24 protein-coding genes and 1 other RNA gene are annotated in these 26,643 nt (G+C 67.2%); 18 read left to right on the top strand and 7 right to left on the bottom strand.

Annotated features, from left to right (window positions below):
• Positions 1-17: 17 nt before the first annotated feature.
• From ACOGI8_RS09480 to ACOGI8_RS09465, 4 genes are all read left to right on the top strand, one after another.
• Positions 18-1,307, top strand: a complete 1,290-nt coding sequence (locus ACOGI8_RS09480) for an O-acetylhomoserine aminocarboxypropyltransferase/cysteine synthase family protein (RefSeq protein WP_419853556.1) — start codon at positions 18-20, stop codon at positions 1,305-1,307.
• On the top strand, positions 1,304-1,813 hold the full coding sequence (locus tag ACOGI8_RS09475) for a CoA-binding protein (RefSeq protein ID WP_419853555.1): 510 nt from the start codon (positions 1,304-1,306) through the stop codon (positions 1,811-1,813). Before ACOGI8_RS09480 ends, ACOGI8_RS09475 begins: the two co-directional genes overlap by 4 nt.
• 122 nt (positions 1,814-1,935) lie before the next feature.
• Positions 1,936-4,065, top strand: a complete 2,130-nt coding sequence (locus ACOGI8_RS09470) for a thioredoxin-like domain-containing protein (protein WP_419853554.1) — start codon at positions 1,936-1,938, stop codon at positions 4,063-4,065.
• Between the two features lie 89 nt (positions 4,066-4,154).
• A complete protein-coding gene (locus tag ACOGI8_RS09465) occupies positions 4,155-5,651 on the top strand; it encodes a glycoside hydrolase family 3 protein (RefSeq protein WP_419853553.1) in 1,497 nt (498 codons plus the stop codon).
• A gap of 3 nt (positions 5,652-5,654) precedes the next feature.
• Here the strand turns inward: ACOGI8_RS09465 and ACOGI8_RS09460 are convergent, their stop codons facing one another.
• On the bottom strand, positions 5,655-6,812 hold the full coding sequence (locus ACOGI8_RS09460; protein WP_419853552.1) for a hypothetical protein: 1,158 nt from the start codon (positions 6,810-6,812) through the stop codon (positions 5,655-5,657).
• Between the two features lie 64 nt (positions 6,813-6,876).
• Entirely contained in the window at positions 6,877-7,557 is a 681-nt protein-coding gene (locus ACOGI8_RS09455; RefSeq protein ID WP_419853551.1) for a thiamine diphosphokinase, read from the bottom strand.
• 89 nt (positions 7,558-7,646) lie between these two features.
• Here ACOGI8_RS09455 and ACOGI8_RS09450 point away from each other — a divergent pair, with 89 nt between their 5' ends.
• Genes ACOGI8_RS09450 through ACOGI8_RS09435 form a run of 4 tightly spaced genes read left to right on the top strand, consistent with a single transcriptional unit; the run spans position 7,647 to position 11,920 of the window.
• Positions 7,647-9,914, top strand: coding sequence for a transglycosylase domain-containing protein (locus ACOGI8_RS09450; protein WP_419853550.1), 2,268 nt, complete (start codon positions 7,647-7,649; stop codon positions 9,912-9,914).
• A 34-nt stretch (positions 9,915-9,948) separates the two neighbouring features.
• Entirely contained in the window at positions 9,949-10,734 is a 786-nt protein-coding gene (locus ACOGI8_RS09445; RefSeq protein WP_419853549.1) for a zinc ribbon domain-containing protein, read from the top strand.
• A gap of 42 nt (positions 10,735-10,776) precedes the next feature.
• Complete coding sequence (locus ACOGI8_RS09440; RefSeq protein WP_419853548.1) at positions 10,777-11,301, top strand: hypothetical protein; 525 nt, start codon at positions 10,777-10,779, stop codon at positions 11,299-11,301.
• A gap of 22 nt (positions 11,302-11,323) precedes the next feature.
• Positions 11,324-11,920, top strand: coding sequence for a histidine phosphatase family protein (locus tag ACOGI8_RS09435; RefSeq protein WP_419853547.1), 597 nt, complete (start codon positions 11,324-11,326; stop codon positions 11,918-11,920).
• Positions 11,921-11,930: 10 nt separating this feature from the next.
• On the opposite strand, the gene rnpB is transcribed toward ACOGI8_RS09435, so the two are convergent.
• Together rnpB and ACOGI8_RS09425 are read right to left on the bottom strand one after the other, a co-directional pair.
• Positions 11,931-12,318, bottom strand: an RNA gene (gene rnpB / locus ACOGI8_RS09430) — RNase P RNA component class A.
• A gap of 46 nt (positions 12,319-12,364) precedes the next feature.
• Complete coding sequence (locus ACOGI8_RS09425) at positions 12,365-12,805, bottom strand: hypothetical protein (RefSeq protein ID WP_419853546.1); 441 nt, start codon at positions 12,803-12,805, stop codon at positions 12,365-12,367.
• A gap of 152 nt (positions 12,806-12,957) precedes the next feature.
• On the opposite strand from ACOGI8_RS09425, the gene ACOGI8_RS09420 reads away from it, so the two are divergent.
• Genes ACOGI8_RS09420 through ACOGI8_RS09410 form a run of 3 tightly spaced genes read left to right on the top strand, consistent with a single transcriptional unit; the run spans position 12,958 to position 14,601 of the window.
• Positions 12,958-13,272, top strand: coding sequence for a WhiB family transcriptional regulator (locus ACOGI8_RS09420; protein WP_419853545.1), 315 nt, complete (start codon positions 12,958-12,960; stop codon positions 13,270-13,272).
• Positions 13,272-14,363, top strand: coding sequence for an anthranilate phosphoribosyltransferase (gene trpD, locus ACOGI8_RS09415; protein WP_419853544.1), 1,092 nt, complete (start codon positions 13,272-13,274; stop codon positions 14,361-14,363). The genes ACOGI8_RS09420 and trpD overlap by 1 nt, the downstream gene beginning before the upstream one ends.
• 1 nt (position 14,364) lies before the next feature.
• Positions 14,365-14,601, top strand: a complete 237-nt coding sequence (locus ACOGI8_RS09410) for a hypothetical protein (protein WP_419853543.1) — start codon at positions 14,365-14,367, stop codon at positions 14,599-14,601.
• A gap of 30 nt (positions 14,602-14,631) precedes the next feature.
• Here ACOGI8_RS09410 and ACOGI8_RS09405 read toward each other — a convergent pair whose 3' ends face one another.
• On the bottom strand, positions 14,632-15,522 hold the full coding sequence (locus ACOGI8_RS09405) for a serine/threonine-protein kinase (protein WP_419853542.1): 891 nt from the start codon (positions 15,520-15,522) through the stop codon (positions 14,632-14,634).
• 172 nt (positions 15,523-15,694) lie between these two features.
• Between ACOGI8_RS09405 and queG the strand changes: the two genes are divergently transcribed.
• From queG to ACOGI8_RS09385, 4 genes are all read left to right on the top strand, one after another.
• Positions 15,695-16,882 (top strand): tRNA epoxyqueuosine(34) reductase QueG, encoded by a 1,188-nt coding sequence (gene queG, locus ACOGI8_RS09400; protein ID WP_419853541.1) that lies wholly within the window; start codon positions 15,695-15,697, stop codon positions 16,880-16,882.
• Complete coding sequence (locus tag ACOGI8_RS09395) at positions 16,882-17,994, top strand: glycosyltransferase family 4 protein (protein WP_419853540.1); 1,113 nt, start codon at positions 16,882-16,884, stop codon at positions 17,992-17,994. Before queG ends, ACOGI8_RS09395 begins: the two co-directional genes overlap by 1 nt.
• Positions 17,995-18,144: 150 nt before the next feature.
• Positions 18,145-18,585 (top strand): SRPBCC family protein, encoded by a 441-nt coding sequence (locus tag ACOGI8_RS09390; RefSeq protein ID WP_419853539.1) that lies wholly within the window; start codon positions 18,145-18,147, stop codon positions 18,583-18,585.
• A 25-nt stretch (positions 18,586-18,610) separates the two neighbouring features.
• Positions 18,611-19,795 (top strand): aminotransferase class I/II-fold pyridoxal phosphate-dependent enzyme, encoded by a 1,185-nt coding sequence (locus tag ACOGI8_RS09385; protein ID WP_419853538.1) that lies wholly within the window; start codon positions 18,611-18,613, stop codon positions 19,793-19,795.
• 3 nt (positions 19,796-19,798) lie between these two features.
• On the opposite strand, the gene ACOGI8_RS09380 is transcribed toward ACOGI8_RS09385, so the two are convergent.
• The gene (locus ACOGI8_RS09380; protein ID WP_419853537.1) at positions 19,799-21,304 is read right to left on the bottom strand and encodes an FGGY family carbohydrate kinase; all 1,506 of its coding nucleotides are present in this window, start codon (positions 21,302-21,304) and stop codon (positions 19,799-19,801) included.
• Between the two features lie 59 nt (positions 21,305-21,363).
• Between ACOGI8_RS09380 and trkA the strand changes: the two genes are divergently transcribed.
• Genes trkA through ACOGI8_RS09365 form a run of 3 tightly spaced genes read left to right on the top strand, consistent with a single transcriptional unit; the run spans position 21,364 to position 25,963 of the window.
• Complete coding sequence (gene trkA / locus ACOGI8_RS09375; RefSeq protein ID WP_419853536.1) at positions 21,364-22,707, top strand: Trk system potassium transporter TrkA; 1,344 nt, start codon at positions 21,364-21,366, stop codon at positions 22,705-22,707.
• The gene (locus tag ACOGI8_RS09370) at positions 22,704-24,404 is read left to right on the top strand and encodes a TrkH family potassium uptake protein (RefSeq protein ID WP_419853535.1); all 1,701 of its coding nucleotides are present in this window, start codon (positions 22,704-22,706) and stop codon (positions 24,402-24,404) included. The genes trkA and ACOGI8_RS09370 overlap by 4 nt, the downstream gene beginning before the upstream one ends.
• On the top strand, positions 24,401-25,963 hold the full coding sequence (locus tag ACOGI8_RS09365; RefSeq protein WP_419853534.1) for a TrkH family potassium uptake protein: 1,563 nt from the start codon (positions 24,401-24,403) through the stop codon (positions 25,961-25,963). The genes ACOGI8_RS09370 and ACOGI8_RS09365 overlap by 4 nt, the downstream gene beginning before the upstream one ends.
• Here ACOGI8_RS09365 and ACOGI8_RS09360 read toward each other — a convergent pair.
• Positions 25,960-26,565, bottom strand: coding sequence for a GerMN domain-containing protein (locus ACOGI8_RS09360; RefSeq protein WP_419853533.1), 606 nt, complete (start codon positions 26,563-26,565; stop codon positions 25,960-25,962). The genes ACOGI8_RS09365 and ACOGI8_RS09360 overlap by 4 nt on opposite strands.
• Positions 26,566-26,643: the final 78 nt, after the last annotated feature.

Genomic DNA, 26,643 nt, shown 5'->3' with positions numbered 1-26,643 from the left:
GTCGTAGGCTGCGGTAGATGAGCGATCACCAGTTCGGGTTCCGCACTCGGGCGCTGCATGCAGGCGGTCGGCCCGATCCGACCACTGGCGCACGCGCAGTCCCGGTCTACCAATCCACAAGCTTCGTGTTCGAGGACACTGCAGACGCTGCCGACCTGTTCGCGTTGCAGAAGTACGGCACGATCTACACCCGGATCTCGAACCCCACCGTCAACGCCTTCGAGGAGCGAGTGGCGAGCCTCGAAGGAGCCATCGGCGCGGTCGCGGCGGCCTCGGGCATGGCCGCTGAATTCCTCACTGCGGCCGCACTCTGCAGCGCCGGCGACAACCTGGTCACCTCGACCGCGCTGTACGGCGGCACCCACACCATGTTCGATGTGACGCTGGGCCGCTTCGGCGTAGAGGCCCGATTTGTCGACGGCGACAGCGTGGACGCGTACGCAGCCGCAATCGATGAGCGCACCAAGTTCTGTTACACCGAAATCGTCGGCAACCCCTCGGGCTCCATTCCCGACTTGGCCGGCATCGCTGAGGTGGCGCACGCTCACGGGCTGCCCTTGGTGGTTGACGCCACGTTCGCCACGCCGTACCTCTGCCGGCCCATGGAACACGGGGCCGACATCGTGATCCACTCGGCCACCAAGTTCATCGGCGGGCATGGCAACTCCATTGGCGGGGTGGTGAGCGAGTCGGGCCGCTTCGACTGGGGCAGCGGGCGCTTTCCGAACATGACCGAGCCCGTTGCCAGCTACAACGATCTGCGCTTCTGGGAGAACTTCGGCGAGTACGCCTTCTGCACCAAGCTCCGAGTGGAGCAGCTGCGCGATATCGGGGCCGCCATGTCGCCGATGAACGCGTTCCTGCTGCTGCAGGGGCTCGAAACGCTGCCCCAGCGCATGGACGAGCATGTCGCGAACGCCCAAGCAGTTGCCGAGCACCTCGAGGCGCATCGCGCGGTGAGCTGGATCAGCTACGCCGGTCTGGAATCGTCGCCGTACCGCGAGCTTGCTCGTCGGTACATGCCTGGGGGGCCTGGTGCCATCTTCACCTTCGGCGTGAAAAGCGGCCGTCAGGCGGGTTCGGATTTCATTGAGGCGCTGCAGATGATCAGCCACCTGGCCAACGTCGGCGATGCCCGCACGCTGGTCATCCATCCCGCGTCGACCACCCATCAGCAGCTGTCGGACGAAGCACTCGCAGCCGGCGGCGTGAGTGCCGACATGATCCGGCTCTCGGTCGGCCTCGAGGACCTCGACGACATCATCTGGGATCTCGACCAAGCCCTCGCGAAGGCGGTGCCCGCATGACGATTGCCCATGAACCGGTCGATGGCTGGACCGAGCCCGGTGCCGCCGAGCGGTTGGAGCTCATCCAGCGCACCGAAACGGTGGCGATGGTGGGTGTTTCCGCCAACCCGGCGCGGCCGTCGAACTTTGTGGCGACGTACCTGCTCAGCTCAAGCACTGACTTCGATGTGTATTTCGTGAACCCGGTCGTCGACGAGATCCTGGGCCAGCCCTGCTACCCGAGCCTCGCCGATCTGCCGGTGGTGCCCGATCTGGTGGACGTGTTCCGGCGGCCTGCCGATCTGCCTGGCGTGGCTTCGGAAGCGATCAACATCGGGGCGCAGGCCTTCTGGGTGCAACTTGGGCTGTGGAGTCCTGAGGCCGCCAAGCTCGCCCACGATGCAGGCCTTGATGTCGTGATGGATCGCTGCCTCAAGATCGAGCACGCCCGATTCCACGGTGGCCTGCACCTCGCTGGGTTCGACACAGGCGTAGTGGATTCGCGCCGCACCGCGCGCAAGGCCTAATCAAGATGCCGGGCGCCGAGCGGGGCGTCGCTCGCAGGCGCCGCACTCGGTGCGGGTGCGCGGGCGCCGGCCGGCGATCGAGAGGCCGGCTCGCCCGGCTGGCTGCTGGCGTCTGTGCGGTCGTGCTGGTGCTGGCTGGCTGCGCCGCCGTCGAGACCGACGAACCGGCAGCCGAACCGAGCGGCACCGCCGCTACCGAAGCTGGCACATCGCAGCCGACGCCCCAGAGGGACGCCACTGCTCCCGCCGACGACACCTCGACTGACGCCACCGGCGACACAGCCACGAGGGAGGCCGAGCCGGTCGAGCTGACCTTCGAAGGCAGCGTCGCGGCACCGGAATTCCCGGCTGGCTATGACTGGTTCAACGTCAGCCGGCCGCTGTCGATGAGCGGTGACCTGCGCGGCAAGATCGTGCTGCTCGATTTCTGGACCCAAGGCTGCATCAACTGCATCCATATCATCCCGGATCTTCACCGGCTGGAGCAGGAGTATCCCGACGAGGTGGTGGTGATCGCGGTGCACTGGGCCAAGTTCCCCAGCGAGCGTGAGTCAGAAGCTGTGCGGGAGGCATCGATCCGGTACGGCCGCCGACACCCGATCGTGAACGACGACCAAGAACTGCTGCGCCGGGCGTACGGCATCAACGCCTGGCCGACCGTCGTTGCCATCGATCCGCTGGGCCGGGTGCTGGGCCCCATCGCCGGAGAGGGCGTGTACGAACGGCTGGAACCCGCGATCGGGGTCATGGCCGATGAATACACCCAGAACGGTCTCATCGATCCGACACCGCTCGGCGAGCTCCTTGAGATCGAGCCGGCGCTGCCCACGGTGCTGAGCTTCCCCGGCAAGGTGCTGGCCGACGAGGCAGGCGGTCGGCTGTTCATCGCCGACACCGGCCGTCACCGCGTGCTCGTCGCAACACTCGCCGGCGAACTCGTCGAGGTGATCGGCACGGGCGCCGAAGGCCGAACCGACGGCGGGTTCGCCGAGGCGTCGTTCCGGCGCCCGCAGGGCATGGCCCTGTCGAGTGACGGCGACACCTTGTACATCGCCGACCGTGAGAATCACCTGATCCGCGCAGCCGACCTGCGCGCCCGCGAGGTGAGCACCATCGCCGGGACCGGCGAACCGGTGGTGGTCTTCCGGGCTGGACCGGCCGCACAGACCAAAATCGCCTCGCCGTGGGACCTGCACCTCGAAGGAGATGTGCTGTACATCGCGGGAGCCGGCCGCCATCAGCTCTGGCTGATGAACATCGCGAGCGGGGTCATCGACGTCTTCGCAGGAACCGGCGCTGAGGGCCTCGATGACGGTCCTCGCCTCGCCGCCACGCTTTCGCAGCCCTCCGGGCTGGCGGCCGGGCACGGCGTGCTCTACTTCACCGATCCCGAAGCCAGCGCGGTGCGGCAGGTCTCGCTCGGCCTCGGCGGTCAGCTCGACACGCTGGTGGGCAAGCACCTGTTCGTGTGGGGCGACGAGGTGGGCAGCTTCGAGGACACGCTGCTGCAGCACGCCATCGGCATCGAGTTCGTGCCGGGCTCCCAAGGCGACGGACTGCTGTACGTCGCCGACACCTACAACCACCGGATCAAGGTGCTCGACCTCGACACGCAGACGTCATCGGTGCTTGCCGGCGGCGGTACGCCGGGACTGCAGGACGGCTTCGGCACCGACGCCCTGCTGGCCGAGCCGAGTGGGCTCAGTGCGACGACCGACACGCTCTATGTGGCCGATACGAACAATCACCGCATCCGTACGCTCGATATCGCCACCGGCGAGCTGACCACCCTGGCGCTGTCGAATCTCGAGATCGCCACGGTGACGATGGCCGGCGTGATCGACGACAATGTCGTGCTGCTGCCCCAGCGCGTCGCCCCTGACAATGTCGAGATCGTCCTGGACCTCAAGGTGCCCGAGGGCTACAAATTCAACACCGACGGACTGTTCGAGTTCGAATGGTCTGCCGAGGGCGATCTGCTGAGTCCGCGCGACACGGCCCGCTACGAGGCTCGGGGTCCTGAAATGCCGGTACGGCTGACTGGCACCGTCGGCGCAGACAGCGGCACAGTGGTTCTGACGGCCACTGCCGTGGTGTTCTACTGCCCGGCGGTCGACGAGACCTTCTGCCTCATCCGCGATGTGAACTTCACCGCGCCCATCGAGATCGACCCTGCTGGTGGCAGCAGCATCCAGCTCACGCACCAACTGCTGTCTGCTGAGGAGCTGGAACAACGCCTGGGAACGGGTTGACGCCCGATTTCGGCTGCTCGCATGAGCCGCCGCCGAGCGCGCCGCTCCGGCATGGGCGATCACGAATCAAGCGCATCGTCTCGGCCGCGATGGCGCTGCTGACTGCGGTCGGCTGGTTTGCGGTGCTGCCGCGCGCGGCCGCCCAGTCGTCGGGCGAGTCGGAAACCCCGCCGCTGGTCACTGTCGCGCCCGACGGGGAGTCTGGGGGAGGTGAGGGAGCGCCTTCCGTACCCCGGATCGTGGCGGTGCTGCGCGGTCCGGGCGGCGTCGGCTATTGGGTGATCGGCGCCGACGGCACCATCGAGCCAGTGGGCACATCGATCCTGCCGATCGTGGGCGAGCTGCCTCAATTGACCACCCAAGTGGTCGGCGCCCGCCTCGGCGCACCAGGAGCACTCGGCGTCTGGCTGCGGCTCGCCGACAATTCGGAGGTGGCTGTCGGTGATCCTGGGCCGACGGTCTTCACCGGCGAGGAGCGTCCCCTGGGCTGGCTGTCGGGAGTGGCCGTTCGTCAGCTGCTCTCAGGTGCGTGGTGGAACGACGTCGATCGGTGGTGCACCAGCGAGCTGACGCTGGCGGTGCGGATCGGCCAGACGATCATGACAGCCCTGGGCGAGCGCTCTTTGGGCTTCGCTGTGGAGGAGGCACGTGACCGCCGGATCGCCGGCATTTTGGTGCAGGGGCCCGTGACCGAGCATGTCTGGCGCCGGATCGCCGAATTGCAGGATTTTGCGGGCCGCATCCCGTTGATCTTCGCGGTCGACGAGGAAGGCGGCCGGGTGCAGCGGCTCGCTGCGGTGGTGGGGCGGTTGCCCTCGGCGGCAGCCCAGACGGCCAAGTCGCCCGCTGAGGTCGCCGACCAAGCCGCTGATCACGCCCGCAAGATGTACCGACTCGGTTTCACCATGAACTTCGCGCCGGTCATCGATGTCGGTGCGGGTGAGGGCATCGGCGATCGGTCATTCGGCAATGACCCGGCCACCGTCACCGAGTACGGCCTGGCAACCGTCGAGGGTCTCAGCGCCGGGGGAGTCGTGCCGGTGGTGAAGCACTTCCCGGGCCACGGCGCGGCCACAGCCGACACCCACGACCAACTCGCCTCCACGGCGCCCATCGACGAACTGCGCCAGCGCGACCTGATCCCCTTCGCGGCCGTGGTCGGGGCCACCGACGCGGCGGTCATGGTCGGGCATCTGAACGTCCCCGGCTTGACCGGGGGAATGCCGGCGTCGCTGTCGCCTGCAGCGATCGACGGCGTGCTGCGCAACGAGCTCGGCCACTCGGGACTGGTCGTGACCGACTCGCTGATCATGGGAGCCATCCGCAGCCACTGGTCGGTGAGCGAGGCGGCACTGCTGGCAGTGAGCGCAGGGGCCGATCTTGCACTGGTCGGCGGCCTGGAGGATGCCGCCGCAGCGTTCTCTGAGATCGACACTGCAGTTGCCGAGGGACGATTGAGCCTGGATCGCATCGACGATGCAGCCACCAACGTGCTGCGCGCCAAAGGCGTCTACACATGCACCCTCGTCGGCCGCGACGGCCTCGGCCGCGCCGTGCTGTACGACCCGACGCTGGTCGGCCGCTAGGCGCTAGGGGAGCGTGACGGTGACTTCGGGCTCGGGGGGCGGAGGGCCGGTCTCGAAGTTGCGGACTACTTGGCTCCAGGTGAGCTGCCATTGTTCCCAGTTGGCGCCCACGTAGGCCGGGTCGGGCCGGTAGGGGTGCACGGTGACGCCGAACTCGCTCCACTCGGGCGTGCTGACGATGTCGCTGCGGGCTGGTCTGGAACCGAAGCGATCGCTGATGCCGAACTGGAACAGGGGCTCACCCATGGCGTCTATGAGTCGACCTCCGAGCGATGCGTTCTGCGCTCCCGCCACCACCCCTGCATAGAACCCGACGCGGACGCAGTCGTCGGTGACGACCGCTATGTCGAGCGCGGGAGGCAGTCCCGGCTGGTACTGGGCATACACCGATGGCAGACCGGTGGTGCCCCAGGTCATCGGCAGGCGTCCGCGCAGCGACTGCAGCGTCACCGGATCGGGATCGTCTTGGCTGATCGGCCGCTCTGGGGGTGGCTCACCGCCGGCGAAGCGCTCGAAGGTGGCGATCTCCCAGCTGGGGGCCAACTCGACGCCCCACCTCAGCATCTGGTCGAGTACCTGGGGCCAGGGCGTCGCTTCGTCGTCATCGCGTTCGGGATGCAGCCGTTCGAGCGCGACCAGCAAGTACACGCCCATCCTGCTGGCGGCGGCGTCGGGGATTACGGCGGTGTTTGCATGAGCCGGGTCCCAGAGGGCGGCCAGACCGGCCGGTACCGGCGGCGGCAACAGCTCGGCGTCGGGCAGTTCGTCGATACGCCGTTCGGGCACCACGTAGAACGACGGCAGGTAGTTGAGGCAGGCGTCGATGTAGCTGATCGGCGTCATCGCATGGTCGCCCACGGCCAGGTCTTCGACTAGCGGACCGGGCGCGAGCGGCACGTAGGGCTGGGTGAGGCCGCTGTCGATGACGTGCTGAAGGTCGAGTGTGTCGACGCCGACCACCACGTCGGCGACCGGATGGGATCGGCTGCGTTCAAGCAGGTCGATGACGTCGTCGGGCGTGTCTTCGCGGAACACCACCACCTCGATGCCCGTCTCTTCGGTGAAGGCTTCGAGCGCGTCGGCGGGCAGGTGAAAATCGCGATGGGTGAGGACGCGCACCGCGGCGGAGCCCTGCCCTGTCTGGGCGCATCCGGCTGCCATCACGACGACTGCACACAGGGCTATGGCGAGGGCCCGGGCATTCCCGGCATGCCAGCGCGCGGCGTTACGGAAGCGGCTTGCCATGTGTCTGCATTGCCAGCACGGTGCCCGATTGGACCCCGACGTGGGCTACCGGTTCGGTGAGTTCGTTGCTCAGGCCGAGCGATGCCGCGCTGGTCAGCGGCGTCGCTGAGGTCAGGTTCCATCGCAGGCCGCTCGTGCGCAGGCTCGCAGCGCCGCCCACCGCCAGCAGCGTCAGCAGGTTGCCGTCTTCGGCAGGCAGTGCGATGTCCATGCCCGCGGTTGCGGCCCGCACGACGCTCGCACCGATGTAGGCCGCGAGCGGCAGTGCGGCGTAGCGGGGCCGTGCCAGCATCGTCACCGAGATCATCATGTGGTCGAGTCGGCCCCCGCCACCGGCGACGAGTGCGATCTCGGCGGGGTCGAGCCCCCAAGCGAAGCTCAGCGCCAAGTCCAGGTCGCTGTGCGCTTTGTGCCGCTCGTGTCGCTGGACCACAAGGCCGGGCCATTGGTCGCGTGCGCGCTGCAGCATCGCGGCGTCGACGGAATCGAAGTCACCGAGCACCACGTGAGGCCGCAGTCCCAGCCGCAGCGTGTACGCCAAACCACGGTCGACCGCGATGACGCAAGACGGCTCGCCCGGCGGGAGCCGTCGAGGCGCCACAGGCCCCCCATCGACGATCCAAACGCAGCCAGCATCAAGCTCCGCCACATCGCCGCTCATAACACCAGTGTGACCCCAAGGGCCAAGGAGCAGATGTCATAGCGGGCGCACACTGCGGCGCAGCCTGCCCCGGTACCTTGCAGTGCAACGTGGACCTCGCCCGCCGGCTCTCCCGGCTGCCTCTGCTCGCCGTGATGATCGCAGTCTGCGCAGCCGTCATGACAATTGGCGCCCGCGCCTCGGCGCCGCACGCTGCGCGCACCCTCGACGCCGTCGAACGGGATCGAGACCACATCACCATCGACCTGCGTCCCGGCGCCCAACGCACCCAGGTGTTCGACTCCGACGGCAACCCCATCGGCATTTTGGTGAACGACGTCGACCGCGAGATCATCACGCTCGATCAGGTGCCCGACGATGTGATCGCCACGATCGTGGCTGTGGAGGACAGCAAGTTCTGGCTCCACAACGGCGTTGATCTGCGGGCGACAGCACGAGCCCTGGTGTCGAACGTGTCGGCTGGCGGGATTGCATCGGGCGGCTCCACGATCACCCAGCAGATCGTCAAGCTGCGTGTGGTGGGCAGCGAGCGCAGCTTCAACCGCAAGATCCGCGAGGCGGTCATCGCTGCCCGACTCGAGGAGGACTTCACCAAGGAGGAGATCCTCGAGTTCTACGTCAACGAGGTGTATCTGGGGAACGGGGCGTACGGCCTGCAGGCCGGGGCCGAGACCTACTTCGGCAAGGACGTCTCGGCGCTCGACGTCGGCGATGCAGCTTTTCTCGCGAGCCTGATTCGCAGTCCCGGTTTGTTTGACGGGTTCGACCAGAACATCGACACGATGACGCGACGCCGCAGCAGGTCGCTGCAGCAAGCCGTCGACGCGGAGATCATCACCGAGGCCCAGCGGGATGCCTTCGAGCGGCGACCGCTGCCGAGCCGCAATCTGTCGCCGCGCCGCACCGACGTTGCACTCCGGCGCGACTACTTCCTGGTCGAGGTGCGGCGGGCGCTGCTGGCAAACCCGGCGCTCGGCGACACGTACCAAGCTCGCTTCAGCCAGGTGTTCGGCGGCGGATTGCGGGTGTGGACCACGCTGCGCCCCGAGCTGCAGCGTGCCATGCGCACCTCGGTGGTAGAGGTGCTGCCGGAAGGCACCGGCGAATTCGAGGTGTCGATCGTGAGCGTCGACCCGGCGACCGGGGCAGTGCATGCATTCATCGGCGGCCCTGCCTTCAGCGATTCGGAGTTCAACCTGGCCACCCAGGGACGGCGCCAGCCCGGGTCGTCGTTCAAGACGTACGTGCTCGCTGCGGCGATTGAACGCGCCGGCCTGTATCCGTTCGACACGATCAGCGGTCAGGGGCCGTGCGTGTTCCCCAACCCGCCGCTCGACGACTACGAGGTGAACAACTTCGCCAACAGCCCGGGCCGGGTGGCCACGCTGGAAGAGCAGGCGACGGCCAGCTCCAACTGCGCCTTTGTACGGCTGGGCTTGATCACCGGCTTGGACGAGGTGGTCGGCATGGCGAATCGGCTGATCGGCCGATCCGATGGAGACAGCTACCAGCCGTTCCCCTCCATCTCGCTGGGTGCGCAGGAGATCACCCCGCTGGAGCAGGCCGTGGCGTACGGCACGTTCACCAACGGCGGCGTGCGGATGGAGCCGTTCTATGTCACTCGCATCGAGAACAACTTCGGGGAGGTGCTCTACGAGCACGTACCGCACGGCCGGCGGGTGGTGTCGCAAACCACGGCCGACTGGGTGACCTCGGTGCTGGAAGAGAATGTGCGAACCGGCACCGGCACCAGATCGCAGCTCGGGAACGGTCAGGTCTCGGCAGGCAAGACCGGCACCACCCAGTCATTCCACGACGCCTGGTTCGTGGGCTACACGCCGCACATGTCGACCGCGGTATGGATGGGCCATCCAGACGAGCAAGTGCCGATGGACGAAATTCAGGAACGGCGGGCCACCGGTGGCTGGATCCCGGCGCGCATCTGGTCGGCCTACATGGGACGGGCGTTGCAGGACGAGCCATTGCGAGGGTTCGCACCCGCGCCGCCGCCGCCACGGGCCAGCCAGTACCTGTTCCTGTCGGGGGACACCTGCTCGATCGCTGTCGGCGTGTCACCCTCGGAGCCCCCGCTGGAGTTCGATCTGCCCTGCAGCATGGTCCGCCCGACCGGCGGCAACGAGTTCGAACCGCTGCCCGATGCGCTGTGCAAGGTGGCGGTACCCGAGGACGACGGCGAGTCGAGGTTCGAGTGGCTTCGCTGCACTCAGATCGCCACCGTGCTCGGGGCGCGGGCGACCGAACCCGTGGGCGATACTGACGAGTCGCCGCCGCCCGATAGCTCAGATGACACCGGTGAGGACAGTGGCGTGGACAGCACTGAAGAGGACCAAACCTGAGCCCGATGCACGTTCACTCGACAGGCCGACAGCAATGACAGCGGGCGCTGCGGCGGCCAGTGCCGCCGGGCCGGGCTCCGCGCCAAACGACGGCGGCGCTGCGGCGAGCCCGCTCGAAGTGCTCGCTCAGATCAACGACCTCGACGTCCGTCTCGATCAGATCACCCATCACGTCCGGAACCTGCCCGAACGCGAAACCCGGGCCGGCATCGAAGCCGAACTTGGCGTGCTGGCATCGGAGGCGAAGGCGCTCGACGCGCAGATCGCAGATCTGGAACGCCAGCAGCGCCGTCATGAAGACGAGGTAGCACGCATCGAGGCCAAGCGCGCTCACAATTCCGAGCGGCTCTACGACAGCCACCTCACCTCGCCCAAGGAAGCCGAAGCGCTCACGGCCGAGGCAGACGCACTCGGGCGGCACCAAATCCAGATCGAGGATCAGATCCTGGAGCTGATGGAGGAGCTGGAGCCGCTCACTGGCACCCGGGCCGACCTAGGGCAACGTCAATCTGCGGCCGCCGAACGGATGGCCACCGTGGACGCCGCAATCGAGGCGGCTGAGAGCGAGGCAGGCAGCGAACGCGACGAGGTGCTTGAAGGGCGGGCGGCGCTCGTTGCCTCAGCCGAACCCGCGCTGGTGTCGATCTACGAGGACCGCCGGGCCGCCGCTCGGGGCACACCCGTGCTCGGCCGGCTCATCGGCCTCACCTGCAGCGCGTGCCATCTTGAAGTTCCGTCGGTCGACTACGAACGCATCACCAACCTCGATCCCAGCGAACTTGCCGAGTGCCCCCATTGCGGGGCACTGCTCGTCCGCTGAACTGTTGGATCCGCCGGTGCGCTGGCGCAAGGGCCCGAGCTGATGCTGCTGTGGTTTGTGGCGACCTCGCTGGTGGCGATGCGCTGGTGCTTCGGAGATCCTGCGATCGATCATCGGCTCATCGTGGCGGGAGCTCTCCTGCCCGACGTGCTGCACGCCGTGACTGGCGGAGCACCGCTTGCCCACTCGCTGGCGTTGCCAGTGTGGGGCCTCGCCGCGGTGATGCTGCTGACCATTGGGCGCCGTCGCACCCGGCGCAGGTGGCTGGCGTTGCCGATCGGCGTGTTCTGGCACCAGGTGTTCGACGGTGCGTGGACACAGCCGGCGCTGTTCTGGTGGCCCTTCGGTGGCGATACCGCCGATGCAACGCTTCCGCTGGCCACCCGGGGCATCTGGCTGATCTGCGCCATGGAACTCGCAGGTCTGGTGGGCTGCTGGTGGATCTGGCGTTCCTCCGGCATGGCGCACCACCCGACGGCGCGGGCTGATTTCGTGCGCACCGGCCGCTTGGCCTACCGTTCAGGACCGCAGTACCGGCGCAGAGCGGGCGGAGAGGATTCCTCATGATCGCCATGAGCCACGGCCGCCCATGCTGATCGTCGTGCGCCACGGGCGCACGAGAGCCAATGCAGCGGGCTTGTTGCAAGGACGCGTCGACAACGAGCTCGACGAGGTAGGTGTGCAGCAAGCCAACCAGATCGCCGCAGCACTGGCCCGAGCTGATCAGCGACCCGACCGGATCATCTCCTCCCCGCTGCTGCGGGCACGCCAGACGGCGCGAGCTACAGCGGAGTTCACGGGCCTGGACATCTCCATCGACGACCGCTGGGCCGAACTCGATTACGGCGAATGGGACGGGATCCCGATTGCCGATGTGCAAGTGTCCGACTGGCAGCGCTGGCGGGCTGACAGCGACTTTGCACCGCCCGGAGGCGAATCGCTGGCGCAGCTCAACAGCCGCGTCGGCGCGGCCTGCGATGAGTTGACCGCTGTGGCCGCAGACCGGAACGTCGCGATCTTCACCCACGTCTCGCCCATCAAGTCGGCAGTGCGATGGGCGCTGGGAACCTCCGACGAGATCTCGTGGCACCTGCAGGTGTCACAGGCGCAGATCACCAGCATCGGTTTCCGGGGACCAGTGCCGAGGCTCAGCACCTTCAACGACACGTCCCACCTCGACACGTGAGCTGTGCAGGGCGGTGAGCCGGCCTGTAGGCGGGATTCTGTCCGTCGGCTAACGCCGTCGGGGTGGCCATCCATCTGAGCGGCCTACCCGGGATCATCGGACGGGCCGCCCGATCCCTGCTTGGCCTTGCTCCGGGAGGGGTTTGCCGATCCGTCGGAGTCGCCCCCGGCGATGGTGCGCTCTTACCGCACCGTTTCACCCTTGCCTGTGACCGGGCACCGGGCCCAGCCCATCGGCGGTCTGCTCTCTGCTGCACTTTCCGTCGCCTCGCGGCGCCTGGTTGCGAGCCAGCTCCCTGCCCTATGGAGTCCCGACCTTCCTCGAACTGTGCCTTTCGTACTGCTCCGCACGCTGCGGACGGCCGAAGCAGCTCAATCCGCGGCCACCCGGCCGACTCACCGCAGGCTCGAATGCTACTCAGAGGCGAAGCAGCGAAATGCCCGGTCAGGGCCGGCGGCGACGCGGCTCACGGGCATCCAACAGCGACTGCCGTCGGCGCTGGGCGATGCCGGCCAGGATGCCGCCCAGCGTGGCCAGCGACGCTGCCAGCAACATCACGAGAGGAAGGCCGAGGGGTGCCACCGCGTCACCGGATCCGAATCTGCGGATCAACTGCACCACGACGGCAAGGACCATCACCGGGCCCGAGCTGAGGACCGCTGACAGCAGATGGTGTTCCGTTGCCTTGGCCGCAGCAACCGCGCCTCCGGCGATCATTCCCCCGAACAGCAGGCCGTTGACTACGTACGCCGCTCCAGTTCGTTCCGCCACCCAGCTCCCCGCCACAACGCCCACCACCAGCGCTGTTCCGGTCGACACGAGGGCACCGCTGAAGACTGCTCGCCGCTCGACGCTCCGACCGAAGACTCGCAACAGGCTGCGCATAACGCTCCATACTGAACGCTCAATAAGGTCTTGACAAACGGCAGCGCATCGGCAAGATTGCGCGTCAGATGCCTCCTGTCACAGCACCGGCTCCCTCCGTCGCACGGACCGCGAGCCCACGTTCAACCGGTCCTGACCCCATCCGGGTCATCATGGACCAGCACGGCGGTCTCTCCACAGACCTGCTCGCTTGGCAGCGTCATGCGGCGTGCCGGGGTCTCGAAGCCGAGATCTTCTACCCACCCGACAGCGACGACACCGGCGATGACGAGGCCGCATTCGAGGCGAAGGCGGTCTGCGCAGCTTGTGCCGTATCGGGCGAGTGCCTGGAATACGCCATCGCAGTGCGGGAGAAGGAAGGTGTCTGGGGCGGGCAGACCGCAGCCGAGCGTGTGCGCATCATCCGGCGTCGGCGCCGCGCCGCTGCACGCGCCCGCAACGCGCAGGCGGCTGCTTCATCGAACTGATGGGCAATTCTGAGCCTGACGAGGCTCACCCCCTCGAGCACTACGGCGGCTGGAAATCAGTCCTCACGGATCTGGTTGCAGGCATCGACTTGAGCCCCGAAGTGGCGCGGGCGGCGCTGGGCAGCATCCTCAGCGAGCGCGCAACTGACGCCCAGCTGGCTGGTTTCATCATTGCCTTGGGCATGAAGGGCGGTTCGGTCCCTGAGCTCACGGGCCTCGTGGACGCCATGCACGATGCAGCGGTTCCCCTGACGGCTCCCGATGGCGCAATCGACATCGTGGGGAGCGGCGGGGCGCCAGTCCGGCAGCGGCACGCGCTCAGCGTGTCCACCATGGCGGCCTTCGTGGCCGCGGCAGCCGGCGCCGTGATCTGCAAGCACGGATCCGTCGCAGCTACGTCATCATCAGGCTCGTTCGACACTCTCGGAGCGCTCGGCTTGGTGATCGACCTCGATGGACCGGACGTAGAACGATGCATTGCTGAAATCGGATTGGGATTCGCTTTCGCCAAGAAATTCCATCCGGCCATGCGCTTTGCGGGACCCGTGCGCAGCGAGCTCGGCGTGCCCACGACGTTCAATTTTCTCGGGCCGCTGTCGAACCCGGCGCGCGTCAAACGGCAGGTGCTGGGGGTGAGCGACCCCGTCATGGCGCCGCGGGTTGCCGGCGTACTCGCGGCCCGCGGCTCGGAACGATCGCTGGTCGTGCACGGCGCCGACCGGCTGGACGAGATCACGCTGACCGATCTCACGCGCATCTACGAAGTGCGCGATGGCGAGATCGCGAACGAGTACCAGTTCGATCCCACGTCGATCGGGCTGGAGCGGGTGAATCGAGCAGAGCTGTGGGGCGGGAGCCCGCTGCAAAATGCCGAAATCCTGCACAGGATCGTTTCCGGAGACGAGACCGGGCCCCGAGCTCAGATCGTGGAGCTCAACGCCGGTGCCGGATTGGTCGTTGCAGGGCTGGCGGAGAACTTCGCCGAGGGCTTCGAGATGGCGCGTGATGCCGTGGCCGACGGGCGAGCAGCGGCGAAGCTGGAAGCTGCCGTCAGGCTCACGAACGAGCTGGCCGCCAGTTCAGCCTCTTGACGTGGTTGTCGGACTCTCCCTGCCGTTTGGCGTCGGTGACATCATCCGGTTGGCGAACACCTCTGATGATCGCCGCGCCTCGCTGGTAGGCACAACGGGCACCGTCGTTGGGGTTCGCCCGGGGGATCGGCGGGTGATGGCGATCGTGGCTTTCGAAGATGGGCCGGCCGAGACGGTGTTGGTGTACGGGATTGACGAGGCTGAGGTTGTTGAGCGTTATTGTCACGGAGTCGACTGAGTCCGCTGCGCAGGCGGCAGGAAACTCTGCTCAGGTGCGGCTGGTCAGCCTTCGTAGGAGACCTCGGCGTCGTTCGTGCTCGTGGGTGGGGATTTCTACGGTTGCCAGGGCGGCGGCTAGGTCGGCACCGCTCGCGAAGCGGTCTTCGGGGGCCTTGGCCATGGCAGTCAGAATGATCTCGGACAGTTCGGACGACACGCCTCGCTCTGCGGGGTCTGGCGGTGGTGTGCGGACATGTGCGTGCAGCAGGTCGTTCCGTTCGCCGTAGAAGGGCGCTGAGCCCACGGCGAGCACGTACAGCGTCGACCCCAGACCGTAGATGTCGGTGCGAGCATCCACCGGCTGCGCCAGTGCCTGCTCGGGCGACAGGTACATGGGCGATCCGTACACCCGGCCCGGTGGAGACGGGGGCCCGTCGAGGTCGTGCGCCAAGCCGAAGTCGAAGAGCACCGCCCGCTCGCTGCCGTCGGGTTGAGCATCGAGCATGATGTTCGACGGCTTGACGTCGCGATGGACGATCCGGTGTTCGTGGACGTGATCGAGCCCTGCGCAGATCTGCTGGACGATGGCAATGCTCTCGGCGAGGCTCGGCGGATGGCGGCTGCCGCAGCGGTCGGCCAAGGTCTCGCCCTCCACAATCTCCATCTCCATGAAGTGGGCCCCGCCGATGACTCCGGCCCCGTGCACGGCGAGTACGTTCGGATGGTCCAGCCGCGCCATCAACTCGTATTCCTGCTCGAAGAGCGAGCGGATTTCCGCCCGTGCCTCGGCGAAAGGCGTCAGCACCTTGAGTCCGACTTCGTCGCCTCTGAGCGTCGTTGCTCGGTAGCAGTGCGCCACGGTGCCGCGGCCCAGCACCCCGGTGATCTTGTACGGGCCGTATTGGCGGCCAACCCAGACGTCAATTTGGTCTTCGTACATTGCACCGGCCGCGGCTCGAGCGCCGCTTCCAGCATAAAACGATGCGAGAACGAGTGAGCCTCATCGTCGCGGCACACTTGGACGATGCCGTGGCCCGAGCGGCCGGTGAGCGATAGCGAACAAGAACGGGAAACGACAGGTGCGACAACGAGAAGGTTCACCTATTTGCGCCGTGGGCCAGGGCGCAAACCGGTTGCTGCTCGAGCAGATCCAGCACGCTGCCGTGAGCGCCGGCCTTGACGCGGTCGGCGTGACGGACACAGCGCCGTTCACCCAAGCGCGACGAGCGATCGATGAGCGAAAGGCGGCTGGTCTGCACGCCGGCATGTGGTTTACCTACGGGCGCCCCGAGCGCTCGACGACTCCCGCGAGCATCCTGGCCGGTGCCCGCAGCATCGTTGTCTGTGCTCGCATCTACGAGTCACCAGATTCCCTCGCGCCTGAGCGGTCGACGGCCGACGGGGGCGGCAGGGCAACCGTGGCGGCCTATGTGGCGAGCGATGCCTATGGCGCGTTGCGGACCGGCCTCGAGCGAATCTGCGGGATCCTGCAGCGCAGTGGCCACGACGCCGTGGTTGTCTGCGATGACAATCGCCTGGTCGATCGGGCTGCTGCGGCCCGAGCCGGACTGGGATGGCTGGGTCGCAACACCATGCTGCTGTCGCAAGAGCTCGGCTCGTGGACCGTGCTGGGTTCGGTGGTCACCACCGCCGAGTTGCCGTTCTCAGACCAGGCCCAAACCGACGGCTGCGGCGCCTGCCGCCGCTGCCAGACAGCCTGCCCGACAGGCGCGCTGGACACAGCGGGGGTGCTCGACGCGAACCGGTGCTTGGCGTGGCTGGTCCAGGCGCCCGGGATCTTCCCGCCCGAGCATCGCGTGGCCCTTGGCGATCGTCTCTACGGCTGCGACGACTGCCAGACCGTGTGCCCTTTCAACGATGCTGCAGCCGGGCCGTCGCACAGTCAGCCCGTCGAACTCCGCCTGCGCAGCGACAGCGCTGCCCGTGGCGGCTCTGTTGGTGTCGTCGAATTGCTCCAGATGACCGACGACGACCTTATGGCCGCCTTCGGGCACTGGTACATCCCCAGGCGACGTGCGGAATACTTACGACGCAATGCGCTCATTGTGCTCGGCAACGTGGGCGATCCTCGCTCGCCCGCCGTCGACGAGGTGTTGCGCAGGTCGCTCTCGTCGTCGTCAGACGTGGTCGCAGCGCATGCGGTGTGGGCGGCGCGCCGGCTGGGACGGGACGAGCTGGTCACCGAGGCACGATCCGCTGGGCTCGGCAACCCCGACCCGGATGGCTTGGTGGCCGCTGAGCTCGTCAGACCGGTGTCCGCGCGGCAGGCAGCCGGCTGATGCGCCGTCACCTCTTGGTCACCAATGACTTCCCACCGAAGGTCGGCGGCATCCAGAGCTACCTGTGGGAGCTGTGGCGCCGCCTGCCACCCGAATCCACCACGGTGCTCACGACACCTCACCGCGGCGCCGCCCCGTTCGATGCCACTCAACCCATGCGGATCGTGAGAACCCGAGATCGTGTGCTGCTGCCGCATACGGGCTTGGCCACACAGATCCGCACCCTGGCCGACGAGGTCGGCGCCGAGATCGTGCTGCTCGACCCGGCGTTGCCGCTTGGCGCGCTGGGACCACGGCTTGGTGTGCCGTACGGCGTGGTGCTGCACGGTGCAGAGGTGACGGTGCCGGCACGATTGCCCGGCCTGTCTGCTGTTCTGTCACGGGTGCTTCGAGATGCCTCCATCGTGATCTCAGCCGGCGGGTACGCGGCCGGCGAAGCTGAGCGATGCGCATCTCGTGAGCTGCCCGTCACTGAGGTGCCCCCCGGGGTTGACACCGACAGGTTTGTGCCTCTCGCGGCCGAAGACCGGCGGCGTGCTCGCCGCAGGTTCGGCCTGGAAGGGGGACCGCTGGTGGTCTGTCTGAGCAGGTTGGTCCCGCGCAAGGGCTTCGATGCAGTCATCGACGCCGTATCGCGTCTGAGGTCAACCCATGCCGGGCTGCAGCTGGCGATTGCAGGTGCTGGGCGCGACCGGCGGCGGCTGGAGCGGCGTGCCCAGCGCCTCGGCGTGCCGGCCGTGTTCTGCGGCCGCATCAGCGGCGACGACGTACCGCTGTTCATCGCCATGGGTGACGTTTTTGCCGCGCCGTGCCGCAGCAGGTGGGCCGGACTTGAGCAAGAGGGATTCGGCATTGTGTTCGTCGAGGCCGCTGCATGCGGCGTGCCTGCGGTCGCGGGCCGATCAGGCGGCAGCCACGAAGCGGTAGACCACGGTCGCACTGGGCTGGTGGTGGAACGGCCCGCGGACGCGGGCGATGTCGCCGCCGCCATCGATGACCTGTTGTCCTCAGAGCGCCGACGGGCAGACATGGGCACCGCGGCGCGTGCATGGACTGAGCAGCAGTTCTCCTACGACGGGCTGGCAGCCAAGCTCGAAGCGGCCCTGTCCTGATAACGGGCAGCGGCAGCGGGAGCAGTGGATGTCAGAACCGTGAAGATGCTGCCAATATGAGCCACTGCCGGCCGCGATCCTGAGACAATGGAAACAGTCAGCACGCAGGACCCAGCACACAGGACAGAACACGCAACGATGATCGACGAGATGACGATGACCACGGTCGTGACCGCGTCGCCTGAAGACTGCTATGCGCTGATCTCCGACATCGAGCAGTACCCCGAATGGGCAACCGACGTCTCGTCGGCGATGGTGATCGAGAGCGATCCGGAGGGGCGAGCAGCGCAGGCCTCGTTCCGCGTCGAGGCATTGGGACGGTCTGCGAGATACACGCTCGCCTACGACCATGGAGGCGCACCCCATCGCCTCTCGTGGAAGCTCGTCGACGGCGATGTCGTCAAGCAGCTCGATGGCCGGTATGAGTTCAATCCGGCAGCGGAGCCCGGTCGCACCGAGGTGCTCTACCAGCTCGCCTTGGAACTGGCAGTGCCGCTTCCCGGTTTCGTCAAGCGCCGCGCCGAACGGCGCATCGCACATACCGCGCTGGCCGACTTCGCGGCGCGTCTCGAATCGGGCCCGGCGAGCTAAGGCGCCGAGGGTCGCCGCCAGCGTCATGGAATTCCGCCGGATCGGTGGCCTGCCGCCGTATGTGTTCACCATCATCGACACGCTGAAGATCGAGCGTCGGCGCGCCGGCGCTGATGTCATCGACCTGGGCTTCGGCAATCCCGACTTACCGTCGCCCGAGCGTGCCGTGAAGAAGCTGGCGGAGGCTGCTCTCAATTCCCGCAACCACCGGTACTCCGCCAGCCGGGGCATTCCGAAGCTGCGCGGCGCAGTGGGCGACCTGTACCGGCGCAAATGGAACGTCGAGCTCGATCCCGACACCGAGATCATCAACACAATCGGTGCGAAGGAGGGCTTCTCGCACTTGATGTGGACCTTGCTGGCGCCCGGAGATGCTTGTCTCGTGCCAGCGCCGTCCTACCCGATTCATATCTTCGGCCCGCTCTTCACTGGCGCGAGCGTGCGAGAGGTGCCGCTCGACACCGGCGACACCTTCTTCGAGCGTCTGGTAGAGCGTTTCGAATACTCCTGGCCGCGGCCACGGGTGATCGTGCTGTCGTTCCCGCACAACCCCACCACCGCCTGCGTCGATCTGGAGTTCATGCAGCGCATCGTGGACTTCGCACGCGAACGTGAAGTGTTGCTCGTTCACGACTTTGCGTACGCAGACTTGGGTTTCGACGGCTACGAACCGCCGTCGATCCTGCAGGCTGAGGGTGCGAAGGACGTGGCTGTCGAGTTTTACAGCCTCACGAAGTCGTTCTCCATGGCGGGCTGGCGGGTTGCGTTCTGCGTGGGCAACGCCGAGGTGATAGCGGCGCTTGCCAAGCTGAAGAGCTATCTCGACTACGGCACGTTCCAGCCCATTCAGATCGCTGCCACGGTGGTCATGAATGAAGACCAGGACTATCCCCGTGAGGTACGCGATACCTACCGCAACCGGCGAGATGTCTTGGTGCGCGGGCTGGGCCGCATCGGCTGGGAACTCGCACCGCCGAAGGGAACGATGTTCGCATGGGCCAAGATCCCCGAGCCGTACCGGCACATGGGGTCGGTCGACTTCTGCAAGCTGCTCGTGTCCGAGGCGAACGTCGCGCTTTCACCTGGCATCGGTTTCGGCCCGGGCGGCGAGGGGCACGTGCGCTTCGCGCTGGTCGAGAACGAGCATCGGATCCGCCAGGCCATCAGCCAGCTCCGAGGTGCCCTCGACCAACTGACACAGCCCGAGTGACGCTTACTGATTGAGTTCATCCGCCGACCAGTGCAGCGTCCGTTCGAGTGCTTGTCGCCACAGCGCATGAAGTCGGTCAGCTTCGGCTTGATCGCCTGACGGCTCGAAGCGCCGGTCCAGCCGCCACACCGACGCTGCTTCGGCAGGGGACGACCACACGCCTTCCGCCAGCCCGGCCAGCATCGCCGCCCCCAAGGCCGTGGTTTCGGTCACCATCGGTCGGCTCACCGGCGCGCCCAGCTGGTCGGCCTGGATGCTGCACAGCATGTTGTTCACCGCTGCACCGCCGTCGATCCTGAGTTCGGCGATCTTGCGCCCCGCAGCTGCACTCATCGTCTCGACGACGTCGCGGGTCTGCAGCGCCATGGATTCGATCGTGGCCCGCGCGATGTGCGCCGGCGTGGACGCAAACGTGAGGCCCATGATTGCCCCCCGCGCTGTCGGATCCCACCACGGACTGCCGAGGCCGGCGAACGCCGGCACCACCACCACGCCAGCGCTGTCGGGCACGCTTCTCGCCAGCATCTCGATCGCTGCGGCGTCCGCAGCCCCGTCCAAGATGTCGGTGAGCCAGCCCACGGCAGAGCCCGTCGCGAAGATCGAGCCCTCCAGCGCGAACGTGGGTCCAGACCCGAGATCCCAAGCCACCGTCGTGAGCAACCCGTCGACCGGTTCGGGGCAGTGGTTCCCGACATTCATCAAGACGAACGAGCCCGTTCCGTAGGTGTTCTTTGCCATCCCGACGGTGTGGCAGCCCTGGCCGAACAGCGCAGCCTGCTGGTCTCCCGCGACACCGCTGACGGCGATTCCCGGCCCCAGGGCAGTCGTATCCGCCGTCAGGCAGAACCGGCCTGCTGACGGTCGCACCTCGGCCAGCGCGGCCATCGGCACTGACAGCAGATCGCACATCGGCGCCGACCAATCACCGTCGTTGATGTCATAGAGCAGCGTCCGCGAGGCATTCGTCGGATCGGTGACGAACGCGGCTCCGCCGCTGAGCTTCCACATCAGCCAGCTGTCGACAGTCCCCAAGGCGAGATCCGGGCTCACCGGCACGCCACCATGGCGCAACAGCCACTCGGCTTTGGTGCCGCTGAAATAGGGGCTGAGTACGAGGCCAGTTCGCTGCCGGACCTCTGGCAGATGACCGGCGGCCTGCAGTGCGGTGCAACGCGACGCCGTGCGCACGTCCTGCCAGACAAGGGCCCGTGCAAGCGGCTGCGATGAATGACGATCCCACGCCACGACGGTCTCGCGCTGGTTGGTGATGCCAATCGCCGCAACTTCGGGAATCTGCCCGTCTTCGAGTGCCCGGAGGCTGGCGCAGAGCTCTTCGAGGGTGGCGACCGTGGCATCCCAGATCTCGTTGGGGTCATGCTCGACCAGGCCGGGAGCCGGATAATGCTGGGGGAACGACCGGTAGGCGTAGGCCACCTCCGCGCCGGTCTCGTCCACCGCCATCGAACGCACGCCGGTGGTGCCTGCATCGATCGCTATCACGAGCGCCATGGAGCCTCCCGCGTCATGATGACTTCTCTTTCCAGTGGCCCGAAGTAGGGTCGCCCATTGTGAGGATTCTCGTGGTGGGGGCCGGCGAGGTCGGAAGCTACATCGCCGGGCGCCTCAGCCGTGAGGGCAACGATGTGATCGTCATCGACCAACACTCGCGGCGTCTCGACGCGCTCGCCTCCGAGGTCGACCTGCTCACCGTCAGCGGGAGCGGCACCAATCCCACCGTGCTGACCGAAGCCGGCCTTGATCGCGCCGAGGTCGTGGTGGCCGTCACCGATTCCGACGAAGTCAACCTCCTCGTGTGCATGCAGGCGAAGCAGGAAGGCGTTCCAGCGACCGTCGCACGGCTGCAGGACGGCGACTTGCGCGGCATGCCAGGTCGCAGCCTGCGAAACGCAATCGGCGTCGATCTGGTGCTCGACCCCGATGAGCAAACCGCCGACGCCATCATGGACTTGCTCGTGTACCACGGTGTGTCCGACATCAACGAGCTCGCGAACGGTGAGGTGCTGGTGGTGGGTGCGCGCCTGGCGGAAGACGCCCCGCTGGTCGGCAAGACCATGGCCGAGATCGGCGCGTACTACGAGCCGGAATGGGATTTCATCTTCGGCGCGCTGTCGCGAGGCGGCGAGGTCACCGTCATGCGCCGCGAGACCACGCTGCAGCCGCACGACTTGCTCAGAGTGGTGTGCCGGCGCCAGGGGCGACGTGAGCTCATGGAGATCATGGGGCTGAGCCGCTCAGCCGTGCGCCGCGTGATGATCCTGGGCGGGGGGCGCACGGCCGGCTTGCTGGCCGGCCGGCTGCTCGAACGTCACATCGAGGTCGTCATCATCGAGCAGGACCATGAGCGCTGCCTCGAGCTGAGCGAGCGCCATGCAGGCGCGCTCGTGCTGCATGGCGACATCACCGACATCGACGTGCTCGCACGCGAGGGCGTCGGCAGCTTCGACTCTGTAGTGGCGGTGACCGGAGAAGACGATGCCAACGTCTTGGCCTGCCTGTATGCCAAGTCCGAAGGGGCTACCGAGACCATCGCCGTCGTGCATCGCCTGTCCTTGCTGCCGCTGCTGGAGCAGGTGGGCATCGACGCGGCGCTGTCGCCCCGCACAGCCAGCGCCAACATGGTCCTGCGGATGGTCCGGGGCGATGTCACTGCCGTGGCGACCTTCCTCGAAGGCGACGTCGAAGTACTCGAATTCGAAGTGGGTGCGGGTTCGAGCGCCGATGGCTCGTTCGTGCGCGAACTTCACCTGCCCGGCCAGATGCTGCTCGCAGCGATCGTGCGGGATGGCAAGGCCCGCATTGCCCGGGGCCGGAGCGAGCTGAGGGCGCGGGACCACGTGGTCGCCTTTGTGACGCCTGACTGCGTGGACGAGGTCAAGCAGGCCTTTCGGTGACACCCCGTCCGGCTCGCCGGGCTCGAGAGCGCGAGAGGCTTCGCCGTCTGGTGGTGCGAGCGGTGCGGGCCGCCGATGGCCTGCTGCACAGGTGGGCTCGCGGACCGTACGAATCGACTCTTGCCATCACAGCCCTGGTCGTGCTGGCCGCCGCCGCGCCCGTGTTTGCGGCCTGCGCCGTGTTCGACTGGCTGTTCGGCGGACGGGTTGCTGCGAGCCGGGAGTTCGGGACTGACTCAATCCCGCTGCTGGCCGCGGGAGCTGCCGTCGCGCTGTTGGCCCTAGGCCTCCTGCGACTGTGCCGGTTCGAGCGGCGCATCACCGAGCGCCAGACCCTGACGGCGCTGGTGCTTGGATCGTTCGCGGCGGTCGCCGCCATCGCGATCGCTCACCTCGCAACCGGTGCAGTGGAGCCCACCGCGTTTGCGACGGCATTCGCAGAGGCTGCCGCAACGGTGACCGGCACCAACAGCACGACGATCCCAGAAGCCGACCCTGGCAGCGGGATGCTGGATCTCGGCGGCGGGATGCTGGCATTGCGAGCGGTGGGGCAGTGGTTGGGCGGGGCAGCATTCATCGTCGTGCTCGTCCGCGTGCTGCCCCATCTCGGCGTCGGCGGCTTGGACACCGACGGGGGAGTGGCGACCCGGTCGGCTCGCAGGCTGGCACCCCGCAGCGCCGGCACGATGGGTCGCCTCCTGCTGCTGTACGGCGCGCTCACCGTGCTGGTTGCGGTCGGCTATGCGGTGGCTGACATGCCGCTGCTGCAAAGCGGGCTGCATGCGCTGACCACGGCCTCGACCGGCGGCTTCTCCACCCAGGCAGCCTCGCTGGGCGCATTCGACTCGGCAGCCATTGAGTGGGTGGCGATCTTCGGCATGGCGGCGGGCGGCGTGAGCCTGCCGCTCATGTTCCTGGCGATCCGGCGCCGTGACCCGGCCCGGTTCATTCGCAGCTACGAGTTCCGTCTGTACCTCGCGCTGATCGTCTTCGCCACGGTGGCGGTGGCGCTGTGGACTCCCGACAACTTCGAAATCATGCACGTCTTCGATCACGAACACGTCCGTGGGTCGCTCTTCTCCGTCGTGTCGGCAATCTCGACGACGGGCTTCGAAGGCACCATTTCTGTCTTCGAGCTGTCGGTCGGCGGCCGGGCAATGCTGATGGTGCTCATGCTGATCGGCGGCATGAGCGCGTCGATGGCCGGCGGCTTCAAGGTGGTACGCCTGCTGACGCTCGCTTCGTTCATCGGGCGCGAGCTGCGCCGTGCCATCTACCCGTCGCTGGCCGAGCGGCTGCGCCTGGGTCGCTCGACCATCTCCGAAACGACGATCAGCCGCATCACCGGCGAGCTGCTGCTTGCAGCACTGCTGATCATCCCTGCCTCCATCGTGCTGGGTGCCAGCGGACTCGACATTGTCGAAGCGCTGACCTACGCCGTGTCGACGCTGTCGAACGTCGGTCCCGCCATGGCCGCGGTCGATCCGAGCGGGAACGTGGCCGCCGTGGGCTCAACCGGGCACTTGACCGCGCTCAACTGGCTGGGGCACATCACGGCGGGGCTGCTGATGCTGTGCGGGCGCATGTCGGTGACTGCCGCTGCTGTGGCGCTGAGTGTTGCGGCCTATCCGGCGGTGGCTGCGGTTCGGCACGGGCAGTGGCGCCGGCGCCGGCCTCACGGCGTGAGAGTGCGATGAGCGATTCCGTCAGTCTGCGCTCGCTCTGGGCTGGTCCACGCCTTGAGTCCACGCCAGTGCACATCAGCGGGGTGGCACTGATGTTCGTCGGGATCGGCATGGCGATCTCTGCTGTCGTCGCGCTCATCGACGGCGGCGGAGGTGCGCTCGCGCTGGGGGCCTCCGCGGCGATCACCGCAGGCGTGGGCAGCGCCATGTACCGCAGCACGACGGCGTCGGACCGGGCGGATTCCCCGCTGGCGTTTGCCGCGGTGGCATGGGCATGGCTGGCGGTATCGATAGCCGGAACGATGCCGTACCTGTTCAGCGGCGTGATCGGCTGGAGCGAGGCCGACAACGCACTGTTCGAGTCCATCTCGGGGTTCACCTGTACGGGCGCCACGATCCTGGCCGACATCGACGGCGTTCCTCACGGCGTCCTCTTCTTCCGCAGCATGACCCAATGGTTCGGCGGCATGGGCTTGATCGTGCTCGCCGTGAGCGTGCTGCCCGCACTGAAGGTGGGCGGCTTGGAGCTGATCGCCAACGAGGCACCCGGCCCGACGGCTGACCGGTTCACGCCGCGCATCGCCGCCACTGCCCGACGGCTGTGGATGCTGTACGGAGGATTCACGCTGGCGGTCGCGCTCGCCCTGCTGGCAGCGGGAACGAGCCTGTTCGACGCGGTGGCGCACGCTTTCACCACAGTGGCAACCGGTGGCTTCTCGACGCATTCGGACTCGATCGACTACTTCGACTCGGTGGCCGTCGAGCTGGTGTTGATCGTCGGCATGATCACCTGCGGCGCGAGCTTCTCGATCCATTGGCACCTGCTCACGCGCACGAAGTCGCAGCGACGGAGCTACTCGGAGCTGCGCTGGTATTTGGGACTCATCGGCGGTGCCGCGGTAGCCCTGCTGGTGCTGAATTCGGGCAAGCTCGATCTTGGCGACAACCTCCGGGAGGCGGCGTTCTACGCAGCGTCACTGGGGTCGAATACCGGCTACGGACTGACCGACTACACCCACGCGCAATTCTGGACGCCTTCCGCTCAGCTCGTGCTGCTGGCGCTGTTTGTGATCGGCGGCATGACAGGTTCCACCGCGGGCGGCATCAAGGTGCTGCGCCTGCAGATCGTGGCCCGCTACGCGGTCAGGGAGGTCATCCGTGCCCGCCATCGCAGAGCCGTGCTGCCAATGCGCCTCGGCGATACCACCGTGGCCGAGGACGTCGCGGCGCGGGCGCTGGGCTTCGTGCTGCTGTATCTGGGCCTCGCGTTGGCGGGCGGCGTGTTGATGACCGCGCTGGGCAACGATCTCGAGACAGGTTTCTCCGGCGCGGTCTCGGCCATCGGCACCGTCGGCCCGGCGCTGGGCGAGGCGGGGCCAACGAACTCGGCGCTGGCGTTCGAACGTGGGTCGCGGCCGGTGATGATGGTGCTCATGCTGTTCGGCCGACTCGAGGTGTTCCCCACAATGCTGATGTTCGTTGCGGCGGTGCGTGCTGGCACCCGCTCGCGCTACCAGCGGCCGACCACAACACGCGGACCTCGCCGACTCACACGCCGACCGGTCCCTTAGGAAACCGAGCGAAGCGGGGTCAGCGGCATGAGCTCGCTGAAGTCGTCAACCCGCAGCACTCGGGGCAGTTCACCAGGCCGCACTTGAGCAATCGTGCCGGCACCATCGGGAAGCGACTGCGCCACCCCGTCGAGAAAGAACAGCACGCCCTGGCTGTCACGTGCGAGCGCCGAGGCGGTGAGCACCAGCTGCGCCACGGCGCGTACTCGCTGCGCTCCTTCCACTTCGAAGAACACCTCGTTGAGGTGGATCGACACGACGTTGTTACGCAGGAGCTGCACGTCGACCACTTCGGTGCCCGCCGGGATCGCTGACTCGAGCCCGTTCTCGGCTTCGGTCGGTGTCGGGCCAGCCAGCAGGTTGTTGAGCGGGGCGTCGAGGAAAACCGGGGCAGCCAGCGGCCGCTGGAGTTCCACGAGCAGGCCATCACGCAGGAAATAGACCGCGTGCAGGGACGTGGTGGGAGTGTCAGGTTCGGCACCCACCACCGGTTCGTTCCGGTCGGGAAACACACCTGCCGGCACTTCGATGTGAGTGGGGGCGTCATCGGTGGGCAGACCGCAGGCGGCGGCTGCGAGCAGGCACGCAATCGATGCGCTCACGCGTCCCAGCACGAACCTGCTTGGCCTGCGCCCGCACCGCTTGCACCCGCTCCCATCGCGCTCGCTCCACATGCGCCC

This window comes from Candidatus Poriferisodalis sp. (assembly GCF_965204195.1).
Lineage (GTDB): Bacteria > Actinomycetota > Acidimicrobiia > Acidimicrobiales > Poriferisodalaceae > Poriferisodalis.
Note: the sequence above shows the minus strand (reverse complement) of the source record. Positions and strands in the feature narration are given on the sequence as shown.